Origin of the sequence: Sulfitobacter aquimarinus (assembly GCF_040149565.1) — a bacterium.
GTDB lineage: Bacteria > Pseudomonadota > Alphaproteobacteria > Rhodobacterales > Rhodobacteraceae > Sulfitobacter > Sulfitobacter aquimarinus.
Window position 1 is genome coordinate 100,486 of record NZ_JBEFLO010000007.1, and the last position, 18,382, is coordinate 118,867.

The window sequence follows — 18,382 nt, forward strand, 5'->3', positions numbered from 1 at the left end:
CATGCGCGACGGCGGAAATACCTGTTGTATTGTCCACATCTGCGAAACAATCATAATAAATACGGTGTTTTAAATCGTTTTTTGGGGGGGTAAACTTGTGCTATTCTCCCCTCGGTTGTGCGCTTGAAAAGCACGCGTTTTGCCATGAAATAGACAATATCGAAGGCTAGCTTATTTCCGTGGGGGCAATTGTGTCTCGGCAACGGGTCAGTTTTAGATAATTTATTCGGGCAGGCCAGCGCGGTCCCGCAGGCCAAAAGGTGAGACGGTATGACACTTCAAAGCGGCAAGATTTCAGTCGGCTCTGACGACATTGCAATCGTGGGCATGGCCGTTAACGTGCCGGGTGCTGATACGGTTGCCGCGTTCTGGGATAACCTGCGCGATGGTGTCTCCTCGATCCGCAAGCTGACCGAGGAAGAACTGCTGGCCGCAGGCGAGACGCCCGAGAACATCGCCCGCAAGAATTACGTCCGCGCCGCTGCCGACCTTCAGGGGTTCGAGACGTTCGATGCCGAGTTCTTCGGCTTTTCGCCCAAAGACGCCGCAATCCTTGACCCGCAGCACCGCAAGTTTCTTGAGGTCGCGTGGGAAGCGATGGAGCAGGCGGGTCATGTGCCTGAAACTGTCGCAGGCCCCATCGGCGTCTATGCAGGCTGCGGTATGGGCAGCTATTTCTATTTCAACATCTGCTCGAACCCCGATCTGGTGGATGACGTAGGCATGTTCCTGCTGCGCCACACGGGCAATGACAAGGATTTCCTGTCGACCCGCGTGAGCCATGTGTTCGACCTGAAAGGCCCGTCGATCAACCTGCAAACGGCCTGCTCGACCTCGCTGGTCGCGATCCACTATGCCGCCGCCGCCTTGCGCAGCGGTGAGGTGGACATGGCGCTGGCGGGTGGTGTCACGATCGAGCTGCCGCAGGGCCGCGGCTATGTCTTCAAGGAAAACGAGATCCTCTCGCCCGACGGCGAATGCCACGCGTTCGACCACCGCGCCCAAGGGACCGTGTTTGGCTCTGGCGCGGGGTGTGTCGCGCTCAAACGGCTTGCGGATGCGCAGGCGGACGGGGACCACATCTGGGCAGTGATTAAAGGCTCCGCCATCAACAACGATGGCGCGGCCAAGGCGGGCTACCTTGCGCCCTCGGTCGAGGGGCAGGCGCAGGCGATTGGCAAAGCGCTGGACGCATCGGGTGTGGCGGCGGACCAGATCGAGCTGGTCGAATGTCACGGCACCGGCACCTATCTCGGCGACCCGATCGAGGTCGCAGCCCTTACCGAAGCCTACCGCGCCCAGACCGACAAGGTCGACTACGCGCGCCTAGGCTCGGTCAAAACCAATATCGGCCATCTGGACACCGCTGCGGGTGTGGCGGGTCTGGTCAAGGCCACGCTGGCGCTGCATCACGAGGCGATGCCGCCCTCGCTGGGCTATGAAGCGCCCAATCCCGCTATCGGGTTTGAAGGCTCGCCGTTTTCGGTGAACGCGGCGCTGACGCCGTGGCCCCGCCGCGCAACGCCGCGCCATGCGGCGATCAACGCGCTGGGGGTGGGGGGCACCAACGCCCACGCCATTCTGGCCGAAGCGCCGCAGCGCCCCGCCTCCGAGGAAAGCGATTTTCCGTTCCATCCTTTGTGCATCTCGGCGCGGTCCAAATCCGCGCTGGAGGCAAACACCGCCGCACTCGCCGCGCACTTGCGCAGCAACCCTGACCTTGATCTGGCAGATGTGGCCCATACCCTCAAAAACGGGCGACGCGGGTTTGAACGCCGCCGCGTGGTTGTGGCCGAAACTGCGACCGAGGCCGCCGATCTGCTGGAGGCGGGCGACACCCGCCGCGTCTTCACGCATGAGGTGCTTGGCACCGCCCCCGAGGTTGTCTTCATGTTCCCCGGTGGCGGCGCGCAATACCCCACCATGGCCCGCGATTTATACGAGACAGAGCCGGCGTTTGCGGAAGCCATGGACCGCGGCCTTGATCACCTCGCGCCGCAGCTCGACTATGACATCCGCGCCTTGTGGTTGCCCGAAGGCGATGCGCAAGCCGCCGCAGAGGCGTTCAAAAAGCCGTCCGTGCAGCTGCCGCTGATTGCCATTGTCGAATACGCGCTGGCGCAATTGTGGATGAGCTGGGGCGTGAAGCCTGCCGCCATGGTCGGCCATTCCATGGGCGAAAACGTTGCCGCCTGCCTTGCGGGCGTGATGAGCTTTGAGAACCTGATTGATCTGGTGCTGCTGCGCGGGCGTCTGTTTGATACCGTGCCTGCGGGCGGCATGCTTAGCGTGCCTTTGTCGCTCGATGCGATCAAACCCTACCTCGGCTATGATCTGGACGTGGCCTCGGTCAACGGGCCAGAGCTGACCGCGATTTCCGGCCCCGATGCAGCACTTGTTGCCTTGACAGAACGGCTGGCAAAAGACGAGGTCGAGAGCCAGCGCATCGCCATCGACATCGCGGCCCACAGCCGCATGCTCGACCCGATCTTGGACGACTACCGCGCCTTCCTTGCCACGCTGGACCTGCAAGCGCCAAACATGCCGGTAATGAGCAACCGCACAGGCCAACAAATGACCGCCGCTCAAGCCACCGATCCCGATTACTGGGTCGGACAGCTGCGCGGCACGGTGCATTTCGCCGATTGCATCGACACGCTTGCCGCCCCGTCTGATCGCGTGTTTCTTGAAGTCGGCCCCGGCAAGGCGCTGTCGTCACTGGCGCAAATGTCAGCGGCGGTAAAGCCTGCCCAAGTGCTCAGTTCCCTGCGCCACCCCGAGCAAGAGATTGCAGATGACATTTATTTTATGGGGTTGATCGGACGGCTTTGGGCCTGCGGGGTCGAGGCTGATTGGGACCAGATCTGGGGCGAGGCGCGGCGCAACCGTGTGGTGCTGCCGACCTATCAGTTCCAGCGTAGCCCCTATTTCATCGCGCCAAGCGCGCAGGCCGCTGTGGTGGCAGCACCCGCGATTGCGCGGACCGACAATATCGCCGACTGGGGTACTGTGCCCAGCTGGCGTGCGCAATATGCCGATGTGGACGCCGACCTTGAGGCTGCCATCGCCCAAGGCGCGTCCGAGCAATGGTTGATCTTCGTGGACGAAGGCGGGCTGGGCGCGGACGCGGCCAAGCGTCTGGCGCAAAAAGGTGCGGATGTTGTGACCGTGCAAACCGGCGACAGCTTTGCCGATCTGGGCGAGGGGCGCTTTGCACTCGCGCCCGAGCAGGGGCGCGCAGGCTATGACGCGCTTTTTGCCGCGCTGTCCGAACGCGGCTTTGCCCCCACACGCATCGCCCATCTTTGGGGGCTGACAGGCGACGAATCCCACCGCCCCGGCAGCAGCTTTTATGATCGTATGCTAGAGCAGGGGTTCTACAGCCTGCTGTGGTTGGGTCAGGTTCTGGCCGAGCGGGAAGACGCGGCATCCACCCACCTCACCGTCTTCACCAACGGTGCAGCACAAGTCGCGTCCGAGCCGCTGCCCTATCCCGAAAAGGCGATGATCAGCGGCCCTGCGGGTGTGATCCCGCATGAGATTGCGGATGTGACCGTGGCGACGGTGGATGTGGTCTTGGCGCAGGCCGAGGCGCCCAAAGGCTTCTTTGGCAGCAAGGAAAAAGTCGCAGATGCGACAGGTCTGCGGGTTGATGATCTGCTGGCCGAGATGTTGGCCGTGCCTGCAAATGCCGTGACCGCGCTGCGTCCCGACAGACGCTACGTGCAAAGCTACCGCGCACAGCCGCTGCCCGTGGCCGATAATCCCGCGATCAAACGCGGCGGGACCTATTTGATAACGGGCGGTTTTGGCGGCATTGGCCAGACCATCGCGGCGGATCTATTGGCCAGCCATGACGCCCATGTTGTGCTGCTCAGCCGCAAGGCACTGCCCGCGCGGGAGGCGTGGCCGCGTGTGCTGCAAACCACCCATGCGGGCGACGCGACGGCGCGGCGTATCCGTGCTGTGCAGCAGTTGGAGGCGTTGGGCGGGACCGTCGAAGTGGCCGCTGCCGATGTGATGAACGTCGCGCAGATGCGCAAGGTGATCGACGCGCTGCGGGCACGTGGCACCATCGACGGGGTATTCCACGCCGCAGGGGTGCTGGACGATGCGCCGCTGCTGGGCAAATCCCAAACGCAGGTCGACGCGGTGCTGGCACCCAAAGTGCAGGGCTTGCGCGTTCTGGATCAGTTGCTGCCTGACGGCAGTGTCGATCTGATGGTGCTTTTCGCCTCGACCTCGACCGCCACGCGGGCGGCGGGGCAGGTGGATTACGTCGCCGCGAATGACTACCTCAACGCTTTTGCCAAGTCGCGCAAAGGCGCGCAGACCCGTGTGGTCGCGGTGAACTGGGGCGTCTGGGCCGATGTGGGCATGGCGGCCGAGGCCGTGGGCCACACGCAGGTCGAGGCCTTGCCTCCCCGCGCCTTGGACGCGCCGATGCTGGACAGCATGCAGGTGCTGGAAGGCGAGACACGCTTTGAAACCACGCTGAACGCAGCGCAGGATTGGATGTTGGACCAGCACCGCATGGCCGACGGCACCGCCGTCATGCCCGGCACGGGGATGATCGAAGCGCTGGCGCAAGCCGCGCAGGCCGCAGGGCTAAGCGCGCCTTTCGCTCTGAATGATCTCTATTTCCTACGCGCATTCGATGCGCCCGAAGGGCAAGCCCGCCAGATGCGTGTCGCGTTGAAGCCTGATGGCGCAGGCTTTGCTGCAGCACTGATGAGTGATTGCACATTGGACGGGCGCACAGGCTGGCAAACCCACGCCGAGGCGCAATTGGCCAGCGTGAAAGCCAAGCCGCAAGCAATTGATCTTGAGGCAATCTCGGGCCGGTTGAACGCGGTTGAGGAGGCGGACGGCGCGCATATGCCCAGCCCGCAAGAGGCGCATTTGCGCTTTGGCCCGCAGTGGCAGGTCGTGCGGGCGCGGCAGACGGGCGACGGCGAGGGCCTTGCCCGCCTCATGCTGAACGCGCCGCTGGACGCAGGGCAAATTCTGCACCCCGGTCTGATGGATCTGGCGACAGGTTGGGCCGTTGCATTGGCCTCTGGGTATGACAACGCCGACCTTTGGGTGCCGATGTCTTACGGCAGCATCACTGTGCACGGCCCCTTGCCGACAGAGATCTATAGCCACATGCGCCTTGCTGCGGGCAGCGCGGATGATGCGCGGTTTGATGTGACCATTTGCGATGCGACAGGCGCCGTGCTGGTCGAGGTGCGCGATTTCGCCATGACCCGTCTCAAAGGCGGGTTCGCCGCCCAAGCCGCCCCGCTGAGCGCGGCGGAGGTGAACTTTGATGACACCGCCCCCGACGAGGCCCGCGCCCTGTCAGAGGCCGAAGAGCGTCTGGCCTTTGTGGTGGCCCAAGGCATCACTGCCGCCGAGGGGCCGCAGGCGCTGGCCCGTGCTTTGGCGCTGGATGTGCCGCAAGTCTATGTCTCGTCCTTGCCGTTGCAGGCGCTGATTGATCAGGCGGACACGCCGCCGCGTGAAATGCCGACAGGCCAGAGTTTCGAGCGGACCGATCTGGAAGGCTTTGTCGCGCCCGAGGGTCCCGTGCAGGAGGCGTTGGCCGCGATGTGGTCGACCTTGCTGGGCGTTTCGCCTGTGGGGGCCGATGACAGCTTCTTTGATCTTGGTGGCCACTCGCTGATTGCCGTGCGACTCTTCGCCTCCGTAAAGCGCGAGTTCGGGGTGGAGTTCCCGATCTCGGTCTTGTTCGAAGCCCCGACGATTGCCGATATATCCGAACGGATCATTGCCCAGACGGGCGATATCGCAAGCGATGCCCCGGAAGGTGATGCCGCGCCCCAAGGCTTTGCCCATCTCGTGCCACTCAACGGGATAAAGCCCGCCCAAGCCGCACCCTTGTTCGTGGTCGCGGGTATGTTCGGCAATGTGCTGAACCTGCGCCATCTGGCGCTACAATTTGCCGACAGCCGTGCGGTTTACGGCCTACAGGCCCGCGGCCTTATCGGCGACAGTGCCCCGCATGAGACGATCGAGGACGCGGCCAAAGACTACATCGCCGAGATCCGTCAGGTGCAGGCGAGCGGTCCCTATCTTCTGTCCGGTTTCTCGGGCGGCGGCATCACCGCCTATGAAATGGCGCGCCAGCTGCGTGCTGCGGGTGAAGAGGTGGCGGTGCTGGCCTTGTTGGACACGCCTTTGCCCGTGCGGCCAAGCCTCAGCAAACCCGATAAGGCGATGATCAAACTGGCAGAACTGCGCGAGAAGGGGCCGAAGTATCTGGTGGAATGGGCGCAGAACCGCATCGCGTGGGAACGCGCCAAACGCCAAGGCACGCCTGCGCAAGCCGGGGGCGCACAGTTCAACAACACCAAAATCGAGGCCGCCTTCCTGCGGGCCGTCGGCCAATACCGCACGCCCGAATGGGACGGCGCGATGACGCTGCTGCGCCCCGTGCTGGACCGTCGTTACAAGGTGACAGGCGGCAATTGGGTGAGCGAGGCGCGTGAATACGTCTTTGCCGATAACGACTGGACCCGCTACGCGCCCCACGTCGAGGTGATCGAGGTGCCGGGCGATCACGACAGCATGGTGCTGTCGCCCAACGTGGTGGTCATGGCGGCGGAGCTGCGCGAGGTGATCGACGAAGCCCTCGCCGATACCACCCCGCGCCACGCCACGGCAGCGGAGTAACCCCATGTCCAACCCCACTGTCTTGTGCATCTTGCTCAACTTTCGCACGGCCGCCATGACCCTGCGTGCCGCCGAGGCCGCCTTGGCCGATCTTCATCCGCTAGGCGGAGAGTTGGTGATTGTCGACAATGCCTCGGGCGATGGCTCGTATGAGACGATCTGCCAAGAGGTCGCATCCCGTGGCTGGGGCGAGGGCGGTCTGGTCCGTGTCGTTGCCTCCCCCGTCAACGGCGGTTTTGGTGCGGGCAACAACATCGGCCTTGCCATGAGCCGCAGCGACGGGCGCAAGCCTGACTATTACTATATCCTGAACTCTGATGCCTTCCCCGATGCGGGCTGTACTGCCGCATTGCTGGCGCATCTGGAGGCGCATCCGCAAGCTGGCATCGCCTGTAGCCATATCCGTGGTGAAGACAACGTCGTGCACACCACTGCCTTCCGCTTTCCCACCATCGCGGGGGAGTTCGCGGGTGCGGCCCGTCTGGGCATGATCGACCGTTTGCTGCCCGAGGCACCCGTGCCCCTGCCGCAACCCACGCAGACCCAACAGGTTGATTGGAGCGCAGGTGCCAGCATGATGCTGCGGGCCACGATGCTGGAGAAGATCGGCACATTCGACGAGACGTTTTTCCTCTATTTCGAGGAAACCGACCTGTGCCTGCGTGCGGCGCGTGCGGGATGGTCGTGTTGGTATGTGCCGGACAGCCGCGTTGTGCATATCGGCTCCGTTTCGACAGGGATGAAGACCAAACAGCGGATGCCGTCCTATTGGTATGATTCCCGCCGCCATTATTTCATCAAAAACCACGGGCGCGCCTATGCGGCGATTGCCCTTTTGGCCCATGTGGCGGGCGGAGTGTTGCACCGTTTGCGCACGGGCCTTGCGGGCCGCAAACCCCAAGATCCCGCGTGGTTCCTGCGTGATCTGCTGACCCACGCCGCGACCCCATACCGTCTGTCTCCGGAGGACCGCTCATGACTGCCCCGTTCAACCCGTCCGCTTTTTCCTGTGTGATCCTTGGGGATCAGTCGCTGACCATCGCCTGCGCTGACATGATCGTCGCGGGCGGGCACCGCGTGTTGGCCGTGGTCACCACAGACGCCGATGTGCGCGGCTGGGCCGAAACGCACGGCATCGCCACCTACGCTAAACCCGCCGATCTGGCGCGGGTCGATTTGCCTGCTTTTGACTGGCTGCTGAGCATCGCCAACCTGCGGATCATTCCCGACCCCGTGCTGGCGCTGCCCGCAAAAGGGGCGGTGAACTTCCACGACGGCCCGCTGCCGCGCTACGCGGGGCTGAACACGCCCGCATGGGCGATCATCAACGGTGAAGCGCAGCACGGCGTCAGCTGGCATATGATCGAGGGCGGCGTGGACGAAGGCGATCTGCTGGCCCAAGAGTTGATCGACATCGCTCAGGACGAGACGGCCTTTAGCCTGAACTCCAAATGCTACGCCGCAGGGATGGAAAGCTTTGCCCGCGTGATGGCGCAACTGGAAAGCGGCAGCCCCCAGCGCACCGCGCAAGACCTGAGCGAGCGCAGCTATTTCGCCCGCGACCAGCGGCCTGCGGTTCTGGGGATGATTGAATTTGACCAAACGACTGCGCAGATCACCGCACTGCTGCGCGGGCTTGATTTCGCGGGCTACTGGAACCCGCTTGGCCTTGCCAAAATTGCCCATGACGGTGCGGTGTTCACCGTTACAGGGGCCGAAGCCGCCAAAGGCGCAGGCGCTGCGGGAACGGTATTGGAAAGCGCGGCGGACCGCTTGGTCGTGGCCACCTCTGACGGCGCGGTTGCGCTGACGGGCGTGACGGCGCTGGAAGGGGGAGACCTTCCTGCCGTGGGCATAGTGCTGGACACCGTTACAGATGCCATGCGCAGCGCCCATGATACGCTGTTGAAGAACGAAGCCTACTGGCGCGGTAAACTCGCGCGGATGGATGCTTTGCCCCTCCCGCTGGCGCAGGGCACGGCCTCTGGCAGCTATCGCACCCGCCAAATTGACGCTCCGCAAGGGATTGAGGCGGCAACGGCGGCCTTCCTTGCCGCTATTTCAACGGGCGCGGGGCAGGCGGGCGATGTGGGCGTGGCGATCACGCCAGCGGCCGCTGGTTTCAGCGCCGATTGGGTGCCGCTGCGCAGTGACGCGGACCTAGCAGCGCAAGCCGAGCGGATTGCGTCTTCTGCCGGCTTCGCCATTGATTTGCCCCTGCGTGATCCCGACATCTCGGCCCAAAAACCGCAGATCATGGTGGCGGATGCAGCGGTTGCGGGCAGTACGCTGACCGCGACGATCTCAGATTCCGAGATTACGCTACACGGCGACACCGGCCTGCTGACGGATGCGGCAATGGACATCCTTACTGCCCGCGTGGCCCATGCGCTTAGCGGTGGTGAAGGCCTGCCCGAGGGCGAGCGCACGGCCCTGCTGGAGACTTGGAACGCCACGAACATCGACTATGCCGCGCAACCGATCCACACAGGGTTCGAGGCGCAGGTCGCCAAAACGCCAGAGGCCACAGCGCTGGTGTTCGAGGGCGAAACCCTCAGCTATAACGCGCTGAATGCGGCGGCGAATAAACTGGCGCATCGGTTGATGGCCGAAGGCGTCACGACTGGCACGCCCGTGGGCCTTGCCACGTCGCGGGGCGTGGATTTGCTGGTTGGGGCTTTGGGTATTTTGAAGGCGGGCGGGGCCTATGTGCCGCTGGACCCTGCCTATCCTGCGGACCGTATCAAACACTATATCGCCGACAGCGGGGCGCCGGTAATCGTCACGCAATCGGCGCTGGCCGACAGTCTGCCACGTGGCGATGCGGCGCTGTTGGTGCTGGATACGGATGCGGAATTGGCAAACGCGCCCGACAGCAACCCCGACGCAGGGGCAAGCGCCGAGACGCTGGCCTATCTCATCTATACCTCAGGCTCCACCGGCACGCCCAAAGGCGTCATGGTCGGCCACGGCAATGTCGCGAACTTCTTTGCCGGCATGGACCAGCGGATCGAATATGCGGAGGGCGACGCATGGCTCGCCGTGACCAGCCTGTCGTTCGACATCTCGGTGCTTGAGCTTTTCTGGACCCTGTCGCGGGGCTTTAAACTGGTGCTGGCAGGCGATGACAGCCGCACGGAATTATCGCGTGGGCCGATCGCTGTCTCCGACCGCAAGATCGACTTTAACCTCTTTTATTGGGGCAACGATGACGGCATCGGCCCCGAGAAATACCGCCTGCTGCTGGAGGGCGCGAAGTTCGCCGATGCCAATGGCTTTAACGCCGTCTGGACGCCCGAGCGGCACTTCCACGCGTTCGGTGGCCCGTACCCCAACCCGTCGGTGACGGGGGCTGCGGTGGCGGCGGTGACGCAAAATCTAGCTGTGCGCGCAGGCTCTTGCGTGGCGCCGTTGCACCATCCCGCAAGGATCGCCGAGGAATGGGCCGTGATTGACAACCTCACCAACGGGCGCGTGGGTCTGGCGATTGCCAGCGGCTGGCAGCCCGATGACTTTGTCCTGCGCCCTGAAAATACGCCCCCCGACAACAAGCCCGCGATGTACGCGGCGATTGACCAGTTGCGTGCCCTGTGGCGCGGCGACGCGGTGGAGTTCCCGACCAAAGACGGCACGCCTTTTGCGGTCGTGACCCAACCGCGCCCTGTCTCCGAAACGCTGCCCGTCTGGGTGACGACTGCGGGCAACCCCGAGACGTGGAAAGAAGCGGGGCAGATCGGTGCCAATGTGCTGACGCACCTGCTGGGCCAATCCGTCGATGAGGTGGCAGATAAGATCAAGATTTACCACGCAGCTTTGCGCGATGCGGGCCATGATCCGGCTGATTTCAAGGTCACCGTGATGCTGCACACCTATCTGGATGAGAGCCGCGAGAAGGCAGAAGAGATCGCCCGCGAGCCGATGAAGGACTACCTGCGCTCGGCTGCGGGCCTGATTAAACAATACGCATGGGCTTTCCCAGCGTTCAAGAAACCCGAAGGGGCGACCAGCCCGTTTCAGGTTGATCTGGAAGGCTTGGATGCGGAAGAGATGGAAGCGATCCTTGAGTTCGCCTTTCAGCGTTATTTCAACGACAGCGGCCTGTTCGGCACCATTGAGGACGGCATCGCGCGGGCAGAGCAGCTTAAACGCATCGGTGTGGACGAGATCGCCTGCCTGATCGACTATGGCATCGCGGTGGACACGGTGATGGCGGGGCTGACGCCGCTGGCCGAGGTACTGACGCGCAGCAATGCCGGCTCTGCTTTGGCGGAGGACGACTTCTCGCTCGCAGCACAGCTGATGCGCCACAAGGTCAGCCATATGCAATGCACGCCGTCCATGGCGCAGATGCTGGTCATGAACGACGAGACGCGCCATGCGCTGTCGGGTCTGCGAGAGTTGATGGTGGGCGGCGAGGCGCTGCCGGGGGCGCTGGCGTCCGAGCTGATCGCGGCATGCGGGGGGCGTGTGCAAAACATGTACGGGCCGACCGAAACGACGATCTGGTCCACCACGCAAATGGTGACGCAGCCCGAGACGACGGCAGCCATCGGCACGCCCATCGCCAATACGCAGGTCTACGTGCTGGACGACACGCTGGCCCCGCGCCCTGTGGGCGTGGCGGGGGAGCTTTATATCGCAGGCGATGGCGTCACCCACGGCTATCACAACCGTGCCGAGATGACGGCAGAGCGGTTTGTCGAAAACCCCTTTGGCGCAGGGCGGATGTACCGCACCGGCGATCTGGCTGCGTGGCGCAGTGACGGCACGCTTGGCTTCATGGGTCGCGCCGATGATCAGGTGAAAATCCGCGGCCACCGGATCGAGCTGGGCGAGATTGAAAGCGCGCTGGCAGCCCAAGCAGGCATTACCCAAGCCGTCGTGGTCGCCCGCGAAGGGGCAGGTGGTGCGCAGCTGGTAGGCTATGTCACCTGCGAGGGCGTCGACGAAGACCGCCTGCGCGCAGCCCTTGGGGCCACATTGCCCGACATCATGGTGCCTGCACGCATTGTCACTGTCCCGCGTATGCCTTTGACTCCGAACAAAAAGATCGACCGAAAGGCATTGCCTGCACCGGCTGCCAAAGTCGCCACCGAGACGGCACAAACCGCCGCGCCTGTGGAGGGCACGCAGGCCGCGATTGCGCAGGTCTGGTCGGGCATTCTGGGCGTGGCGAACATTCGGCCAACGGATAACTTCTTTGCGCTGGGCGGCCATTCGTTGTTGGCCGTGCAAGCGCACCGCGACATCAAGGCGGCTTTGGGCGTCACGACTTTGGGCATCACGGATATCTTCCGCTTTCCCACGCTTGAGGGATTGGCAGCACATCTGGACAAGGGCAACGCGCCTGCCGCCGCCGCCGCGCCCGAGCCTGTGCAAGACGCACCAGCGCGGGCCGAGACGATGTCGAAACGCCGTGCCATGAGGGCAGGCCGGTCGAAGGCCTCCTCGTGAGGGCCGATCCTGCGCTGGTTCAGGCGCTGACGCAGCAGGTTGTTCCAGACGGCATGGCCGTTGTTGCCCGCGATCCGGGGTTGATCCCCGATGCCACCGACCCGACCGAGGCCAACGCCGTATCTGGGGCGGTGCCTGCGCGGGTGGCTGAATTCCATGCGGGCCGCGCTGCTGCGCGGGCGGCGATGGTCGCCCTTGGCCTGCCACCGCGCCCTGTGCCCATGGGGCCAGACCGCGCCCCCCTGTGGCCCGAGGGCGCGACGGGCAGCATCTCGCATTCTGCCACGGCTTGCGTTGCGGTGGTCGGCGATGCGCAGCGGTGGGGCGGCATCGGCGTTGACCTCGAAGAGGCCACTGCGTTGGACGATACCCTCGTCGCAGAGATTTGCACCACGGCGGAAATCGCATGGCTGGACAGGCAGCCCGAGGCAGAGCGGGGTCTGATGGCCAAGCTGATCTTTTCTGCGAAAGAGGCGGCGTATAAGGCGCAATATCCGCTCACGCGGCAGGTGTTCGGATTTGACGCGCTGGAGGTCGAGATTGACCGCGCGGCCACGACCTTTCTGGCACGGTTTGTGCAGCCACAAGGGGCAATAGCTGCTGGCAAAACCCTTGCGGGGAATTTCGCCCACGCTGCGGGGTTGATCGTCTGTGCGGTGGCGCAGGACCACAAGGATGTGGCACAGTTGCTGGAGCATGACGGAGACGGGTGAGCATGATTTCGAGACGGGGTGTGATGGGGCTTGGCGCGGCGGCGGTGGCGGGTGTTGCAGGCGCTTTTGCGCTGCGCGGTATGCGCACGGCGGCCCGCCTCGATCAGGCGCGCGCGCTTTATCGGACGGGGTTGATGCCGCCGCAGACGGCGCAAAAGGTCTATCATCTCGGCCATTCACTGGTCGGGCGCGATATGCCTGCGATGCTGGCGCAACTGGCACCTGCGGGCCATGACTTCGCCAGCCAGCTGGGCTGGGGCACACCGCTGCGCAGCCATTGGGAGCCGCAGGTCGAAATCAACGGCTATGAGACTGAAAACGCCCACCCCAAGTTTGCACCCGCCCGCGACAGCCTGCAATCGGCCGCCTTTGACGCGGTTGTGATGACCGAAATGGTCGAGTTGAAGGATGCGATCAAATACCACGACAGTGCCGCCTATCTGGCCAAATGGGCCGCCCTTGCGCGGGGGGCGCGGGCGGACGTGCGGCTGTTTTTGTATGAAACGTGGCACCACATTGACGACCCCGCCGGCTTTTATGACCGTATCCAGACTGATTTCAGCGATCTGTGGCTGGAAAAGCTGGCCTTGCCTGCTGCGTTGGACATCGGTGCGCCGATCTATGTGATCCCGGGGGGGCAGGTTCTGGCCTCGATGGGGTATGCGTTGGATATTGCGGACGGCATCGGCAATCTGAAAAACCTAGAGGCGCTGATGGCGCGCACGCCAGAGGGCGCGGTGGACACCATTCACCTAAGCGATGCGGGCAACTATTTGATAGCCTTGACGCATTATGCGACGATCTACCAACGCGATCCGCGTGGCCTGCGCTTTGCCCTGCGCCGCGCCGATGGCACGCCCGCAGATGCGCCCGACGCCGAGGCTGCCGCGATGATGCAGGGCATTGTCTGGGATACCGTGCGCAACATGCGCCCCTATAGTGGACTAACCGTATGAGCGATCTTGCCAGCACTCTCTTTTCGATCGTGATGGTCGGTCACAGCCTGTTCGGGACGACAGGGCCCGATATGTTGGATGCTGCGCTGAAGGCGACCAGCGACACGGTTCAGGTGCAGGCCCATATTACCAATGGTGCGCCGCTCAAATACAACTGGGAGCATTCCGCCGATGCCCAAGGCATTGATGCGCGGCAGGTGCTGCCGAACGGCACGACCACCGATCTGATCCTGACCGAAGCGATCCCGCTGGCCAACCACCTGCAATGGAGCGAAACAGGCGTCTATGCCCAAGCCTTTGCAGGTCTGGCGCTGAGCGGTAACCAGAACGGCCGCGTCTTTGTGCAAGAGACATGGCACAGCCTGAAAAGCGGCACAGGGCAGGCGGTGGAATTTGACGCCAACGCCGATCTGCCGTGGCGCGTGCGTTTGCAGGATGATCTGCTGGCGTGGGAAGGGATTGTCGCGAATTTGCGTGCCGGCGCCGAGGGGGCGGAAGACCGCATACAGCTGATCCCCGCAGGGCAGGCGCTGGCGCGGCTGGACGATGCGATTGCCGCCGGCGATGTGCCGGGCCTTGGCGAGATTGCGGATGTCTTCGACGATGACATCCATCTCAATGCGCTGGGGCATTACTTTGTCTCGATGGTGCAATATGCCACGCTGACGGGCGTCAGCCCCGAAGGTTTGCCGCATGTGGTAAAGGACCGTTTTGGCAAAACATTCGACGGGCCGGATGCCGAAATGGCCGCCGCAATGCAGCGTATCGCCCGCGAGGCGGTGGAGGGGTATTCGAACGGCGAGATCGCCGAAGCCCCTGCCATCGCCCCCAAACCCGCCGCCGCCGCCCCCGTCGGCAGCCGTGCGCCGCCTACAACTGAAACGGCCGCAGCGCCACAAGTCTCTTCAACCGCGACACCGCGGGCCACGCCAAAGGGCGCAATTGCCGTGGGGCTGGCCCCTGTGACGGATTGGGCGGCGCAGCAGCCGTTCCTTGATGTGATGAAAACGGCGCGGCCGTGGTTGGGGCATTTGCCAAACCAATTCGGCGGCATCGAATACGACCAACTGGTGAAAGAACGCCACATTGACGCCAACGGCTGGGTGCGCGATCTGCCGCGCACCGTAAGCTCGGTCGGGACGCTGATCCTGACCGACCTGCCGCCCGAGGCCGCGGCTTCGGTCGAGGGGCGCTATGTCTTGCAATTCGAAGGCGCGGGCGTGGTCGAGCCTGCGGGCCGTGCCACCAACATCCGCTACGGGCGCGGCGAGGTGCGGTTTGATTATACCCCCGGTCCCGGCAGTGTCGAAATCCGCATCCAGCGCACCAATACACGCAATCCTGTGCGCAATATCTCGGTCGTGCGCGAGGATCGCCTGCGACTGTGGCAACGCGGAGAGATCTTCAACCCTGACTGGACCGCCCGCCTTGCGGCCTTTGACACGCTGCGCATGATGGACTGGATGGAGACCAACAACTCGACCCAGGGGCGCTGGGACTGGCGGCCACAGCAAAGCCACGCCAGTTGGGCCCACGACGGTGTACCGCTGCCAGTGATGCTGGCGTTGGCCAACCAGCAGCGCAAGAACATCTGGGTGAACATCCCGCATCTGGCCGATGACGACTATGTCACCCGCTTTGCGCAGGCCGTGCGCGAGGGGCTGGACCCCGATCTGACCGTCTATGTCGAATACTCCAACGAGATGTGGAACTTCCAGTTCGAGCAGACGCGCTGGGCCGATGCGCAAGCCAAGGCGCGGTGGGACAAAGACGAGGTCGGCGCGCAATTCTATGCCATGCGGGCAGCCGAAGTGGCGCGCATCTGGTCGGCAGCTTTTGCCGATACCAAAGGCCGTCTGGTCAATGTCATCAGCAGCCAGACCGGCTGGCTGGGGTTGGAGGATAGCATCCTGAACGCGCCACTGGTCGTGGAAGAGGGCAAGCCCAAGCCGTCCGAGGCCTTCGATGCCTATGCCGTCACCGGATATTTCGGCGGTATCCTCGGGCTGGAGGATCGCAGCGATCAGGTTAACGGCTGGCTGGACGAAAGCCTTGCCCGCGCCAATGAGACCATCACAGCCCAAGGGTTGACAGGTGCGGCCCGCCAAGAAGGGATCGAAGCGCTGCAATATAAATACGCCACGACATTGGCGGCCCAAGAACTGATGGATGGCTCGGTCAGTGGAAAGAACGTGGACACGGTCAGCGATCTGCGCGACCGCGTCTGGCCCTATCACGCGAAGGTCGCGCAGGACGCAGGGCTGGAGTTGATCATGTACGAAGGCGGTTCTCATATCGTTGGCATCGGGGCGCAAGTTGATGATGCGCGGCTGACCGCGTTTTTCCAGCATCTGAATTACACCCCGCAGATGGGCACGCTCTATACCGCGCTGTTGGAGGGCTGGGCGCAGGCGGGGGGCACGCTGTTTAACGCCTATGCCGATGTTTATGTGCCCACCAAATGGGGCAGCTGGGGCGGGTTACGGCATCTGGATGACCGTAACCCGCGTTGGGATGCTTTGGTGGCAGGCCGATGAGCGTGTCTTGCAGTATCCTGATCCCCGCCCATAACGAGGTCGGCTATATCGAGCCGTGTCTGGAGGCGCTGCTGGCTTCTGACGCTACAGGGGCGCGGGTTGAAGTGATCGTGATGGCCAATGGCTGCACGGATGCGACCGTGCAGGTGGCCCGCAGTTTTGCGGGGCGGTTTGCAACCAAAGGCTGGCCGCTGAGCGTGCTGAACCTTGAGGCAGGCGGCAAGATGGCCGCGCTGAATGCAGGCGACCGCACGGCGGTGCATGGGGCGCGGATATATGTGGACGCGGATGTGGTTGTGACCCCGCCGCTGATCGCGCAACTGGCGCAGGTGCTGGACACGGAAGAGGTCCGCTATGCCAGCGGTTCGCCCGTTGTGCAGGCGGCGGGCAGTGCGTTTACGCGGGCCTATGCGCGGTTCTGGGCCTCATTGCCGTTTTGCACCCACGGCGTGCCGGGGTTTGGCGTGTTTGCGGTGAACCGTGCGGCGCGGCAGCGGTGGGGGGCGTTCCCCGACATCATCTCGGACGACACATTTGTACGGCTGAGTTTCACCCCGTCCGAGCGGCACCGCGTGCCTGCCACCTATAGCTGGCCGATGATCGAGGGCATGGCCGCATTAATCAAAGTGCGCCGCCGCCAAGACATCGGCGTGGCCGAGGTGAAGACAGAATTCCCCGAACTGTGGGACAACCACGACCCCGTGCCAGAAGACGCAAAGCCCGTTTGGAAACTGGCGTTGCAAGCACCCTTGGGGTTCGTAGCCTTCGCCATCGTAGCCCTTGCCGTGCGCCTGCCGCACCGCAGCCAAGAGCGTTGGGCGCGGGGGCGTTAAGCGGCGAAATGCGCGGCCAGTTTGGCGGCCTCGACGCTTGCGTCATGGCGGGCCAGCACGCGGGCGCGGGCAGCCGTTGCCATTGCGTCCCTTACGTCGGGGTCTGTCTCGGCCAACTCCTGCATCGCATCTGCCAAAGCACCCGCATCGCCCGCAGGCACGATCCAGCCTGTCTTGCCCTGCTGCACCAGCTCGGGCGTGCCAGCGATATAGGTCGCGACCACCAGACGCCCTGCGGCCATCGCCTCCATAATCACCATGGGCAGCCCTTCGGCAAAGCTGGGCATCAACAGCGCGTGGGCGGCATTCAGCTCTGACAGAATGCGGGCCTCATCCACCCAACCTGTCAGGGTAACGCTGCGGGTGAGGTTAAGGGCGGCGATGCGGGCCTCGATCTCGGGGCGCATCTCTCCGTCGCCGATGAGGGTCAGGTGCGCCTCGGGATGCGTTTCGATCAGCGCGGCCATTGCGTCGAGGGCCAACAGCTGGCCCTTTTGCTCGACAAAGCGGCCAATGGCCACAAAGCGAGGTGGGCCGTCGGGCAGGGGTGTGGGCGCGGGGAACTTCGATGGGTCAATGCCGCAATGCACGACTTTGATCTTGTCCCAATGGTCGGGGCCCGCCCAGCGGCTCAGCTGGCTTCGGCCATAGCTGGTGATTGCCACGGTGAATTTTGAGCGTGCCACTTTGGTGCCAAGGCTCAGCGCGCGGGGCGCGTCGTATTCCTCGGGGCCGTGCACGGTGAAGCTGTAGCTTGGGCCGCCAACCGCGTTCGACAGCATGGCCACGGTCGCCGCATTGGTGCCGAAATGCGCATGCACATGCTCCACACCAAGCGCATCACAGCGTTGCACGACAAAGGCGGCCTCCACCAGATAGATCAAGTGCTTGATCACCCCCACCTCCGATCTGCGCCCGCAAGATACCGCAAGCGACACACCGGCGAAGACCCGCGCAAAGCGCGTGATAAGCGCGCGCCCGAAGGCCGCGAGCAACGCCACCGCGCCGCTGCGCAACACATATTCTGTCGCTGCCGCTTCCTCGATGTCCTGGGCATCGACCAGCGGCGCATCGCCCGCCCGCATGGCGATGCGGGTGACGGTATGGCCCTGTGCCTCCAATGCGCAGATTTCGCGGCGGATAAAGCTGTGGCTGGGCTGCGGGTAGCTGTTGAGGATATAGCCGATATGCACTGGTGCGTCCTTCGTGTC

The 18,382-nt window shown here is 63.7% G+C and carries 8 protein-coding genes; 7 read left to right on the top strand and 1 reads right to left on the bottom strand.

Annotation, left to right across the window (positions count from 1 at the left end; genetic code table 11):
* Positions 1–270: 270 nt before the first annotated feature.
* From ABMC88_RS13565 to ABMC88_RS13595, 7 genes are read left to right on the top strand one after another with little or no spacing between them, the layout of a single operon-like run.
* Positions 271–6,678, top strand: a complete 6,408-nt coding sequence (locus tag ABMC88_RS13565; protein ID WP_349577438.1) for a type I polyketide synthase — start codon at positions 271–273, stop codon at positions 6,676–6,678.
* Positions 6,679–6,682: 4 nt separating this feature from the next.
* Positions 6,683–7,657 (top strand): glycosyltransferase family 2 protein, encoded by a 975-nt coding sequence (locus ABMC88_RS13570; protein ID WP_349577439.1) that lies wholly within the window; start codon positions 6,683–6,685, stop codon positions 7,655–7,657.
* Entirely contained in the window at positions 7,654–12,132 is a 4,479-nt protein-coding gene (locus ABMC88_RS13575; protein ID WP_349577440.1) for a MupA/Atu3671 family FMN-dependent luciferase-like monooxygenase, read from the top strand. Before ABMC88_RS13570 ends, ABMC88_RS13575 begins: the two co-directional genes overlap by 4 nt.
* Positions 12,129–12,845: a 4'-phosphopantetheinyl transferase family protein gene (locus ABMC88_RS13580; protein ID WP_349577441.1), complete on the top strand. Its 717-nt coding sequence runs from the start codon at positions 12,129–12,131 to the stop codon at positions 12,843–12,845. Before ABMC88_RS13575 ends, ABMC88_RS13580 begins: the two co-directional genes overlap by 4 nt.
* 2 nt (positions 12,846–12,847) lie before the next feature.
* The gene (locus ABMC88_RS13585; RefSeq protein WP_349577442.1) at positions 12,848–13,801 is read left to right on the top strand and encodes a hypothetical protein; all 954 of its coding nucleotides are present in this window, start codon (positions 12,848–12,850) and stop codon (positions 13,799–13,801) included.
* Positions 13,798–16,338 (top strand): hypothetical protein, encoded by a 2,541-nt coding sequence (locus ABMC88_RS13590; protein ID WP_349577443.1) that lies wholly within the window; start codon positions 13,798–13,800, stop codon positions 16,336–16,338. The genes ABMC88_RS13585 and ABMC88_RS13590 overlap by 4 nt, the downstream gene beginning before the upstream one ends.
* Entirely contained in the window at positions 16,335–17,171 is an 837-nt protein-coding gene (locus ABMC88_RS13595; RefSeq protein WP_349577444.1) for a glycosyltransferase family 2 protein, read from the top strand. Before ABMC88_RS13590 ends, ABMC88_RS13595 begins: the two co-directional genes overlap by 4 nt.
* On the opposite strand, the gene ABMC88_RS13600 is transcribed toward ABMC88_RS13595, so the two are convergent.
* A complete protein-coding gene (locus ABMC88_RS13600) occupies positions 17,168–18,364 on the bottom strand; it encodes a glycosyltransferase (protein WP_349577445.1) in 1,197 nt (398 codons plus the stop codon). The genes ABMC88_RS13595 and ABMC88_RS13600 overlap by 4 nt on opposite strands.
* Positions 18,365–18,382: the final 18 nt, after the last annotated feature.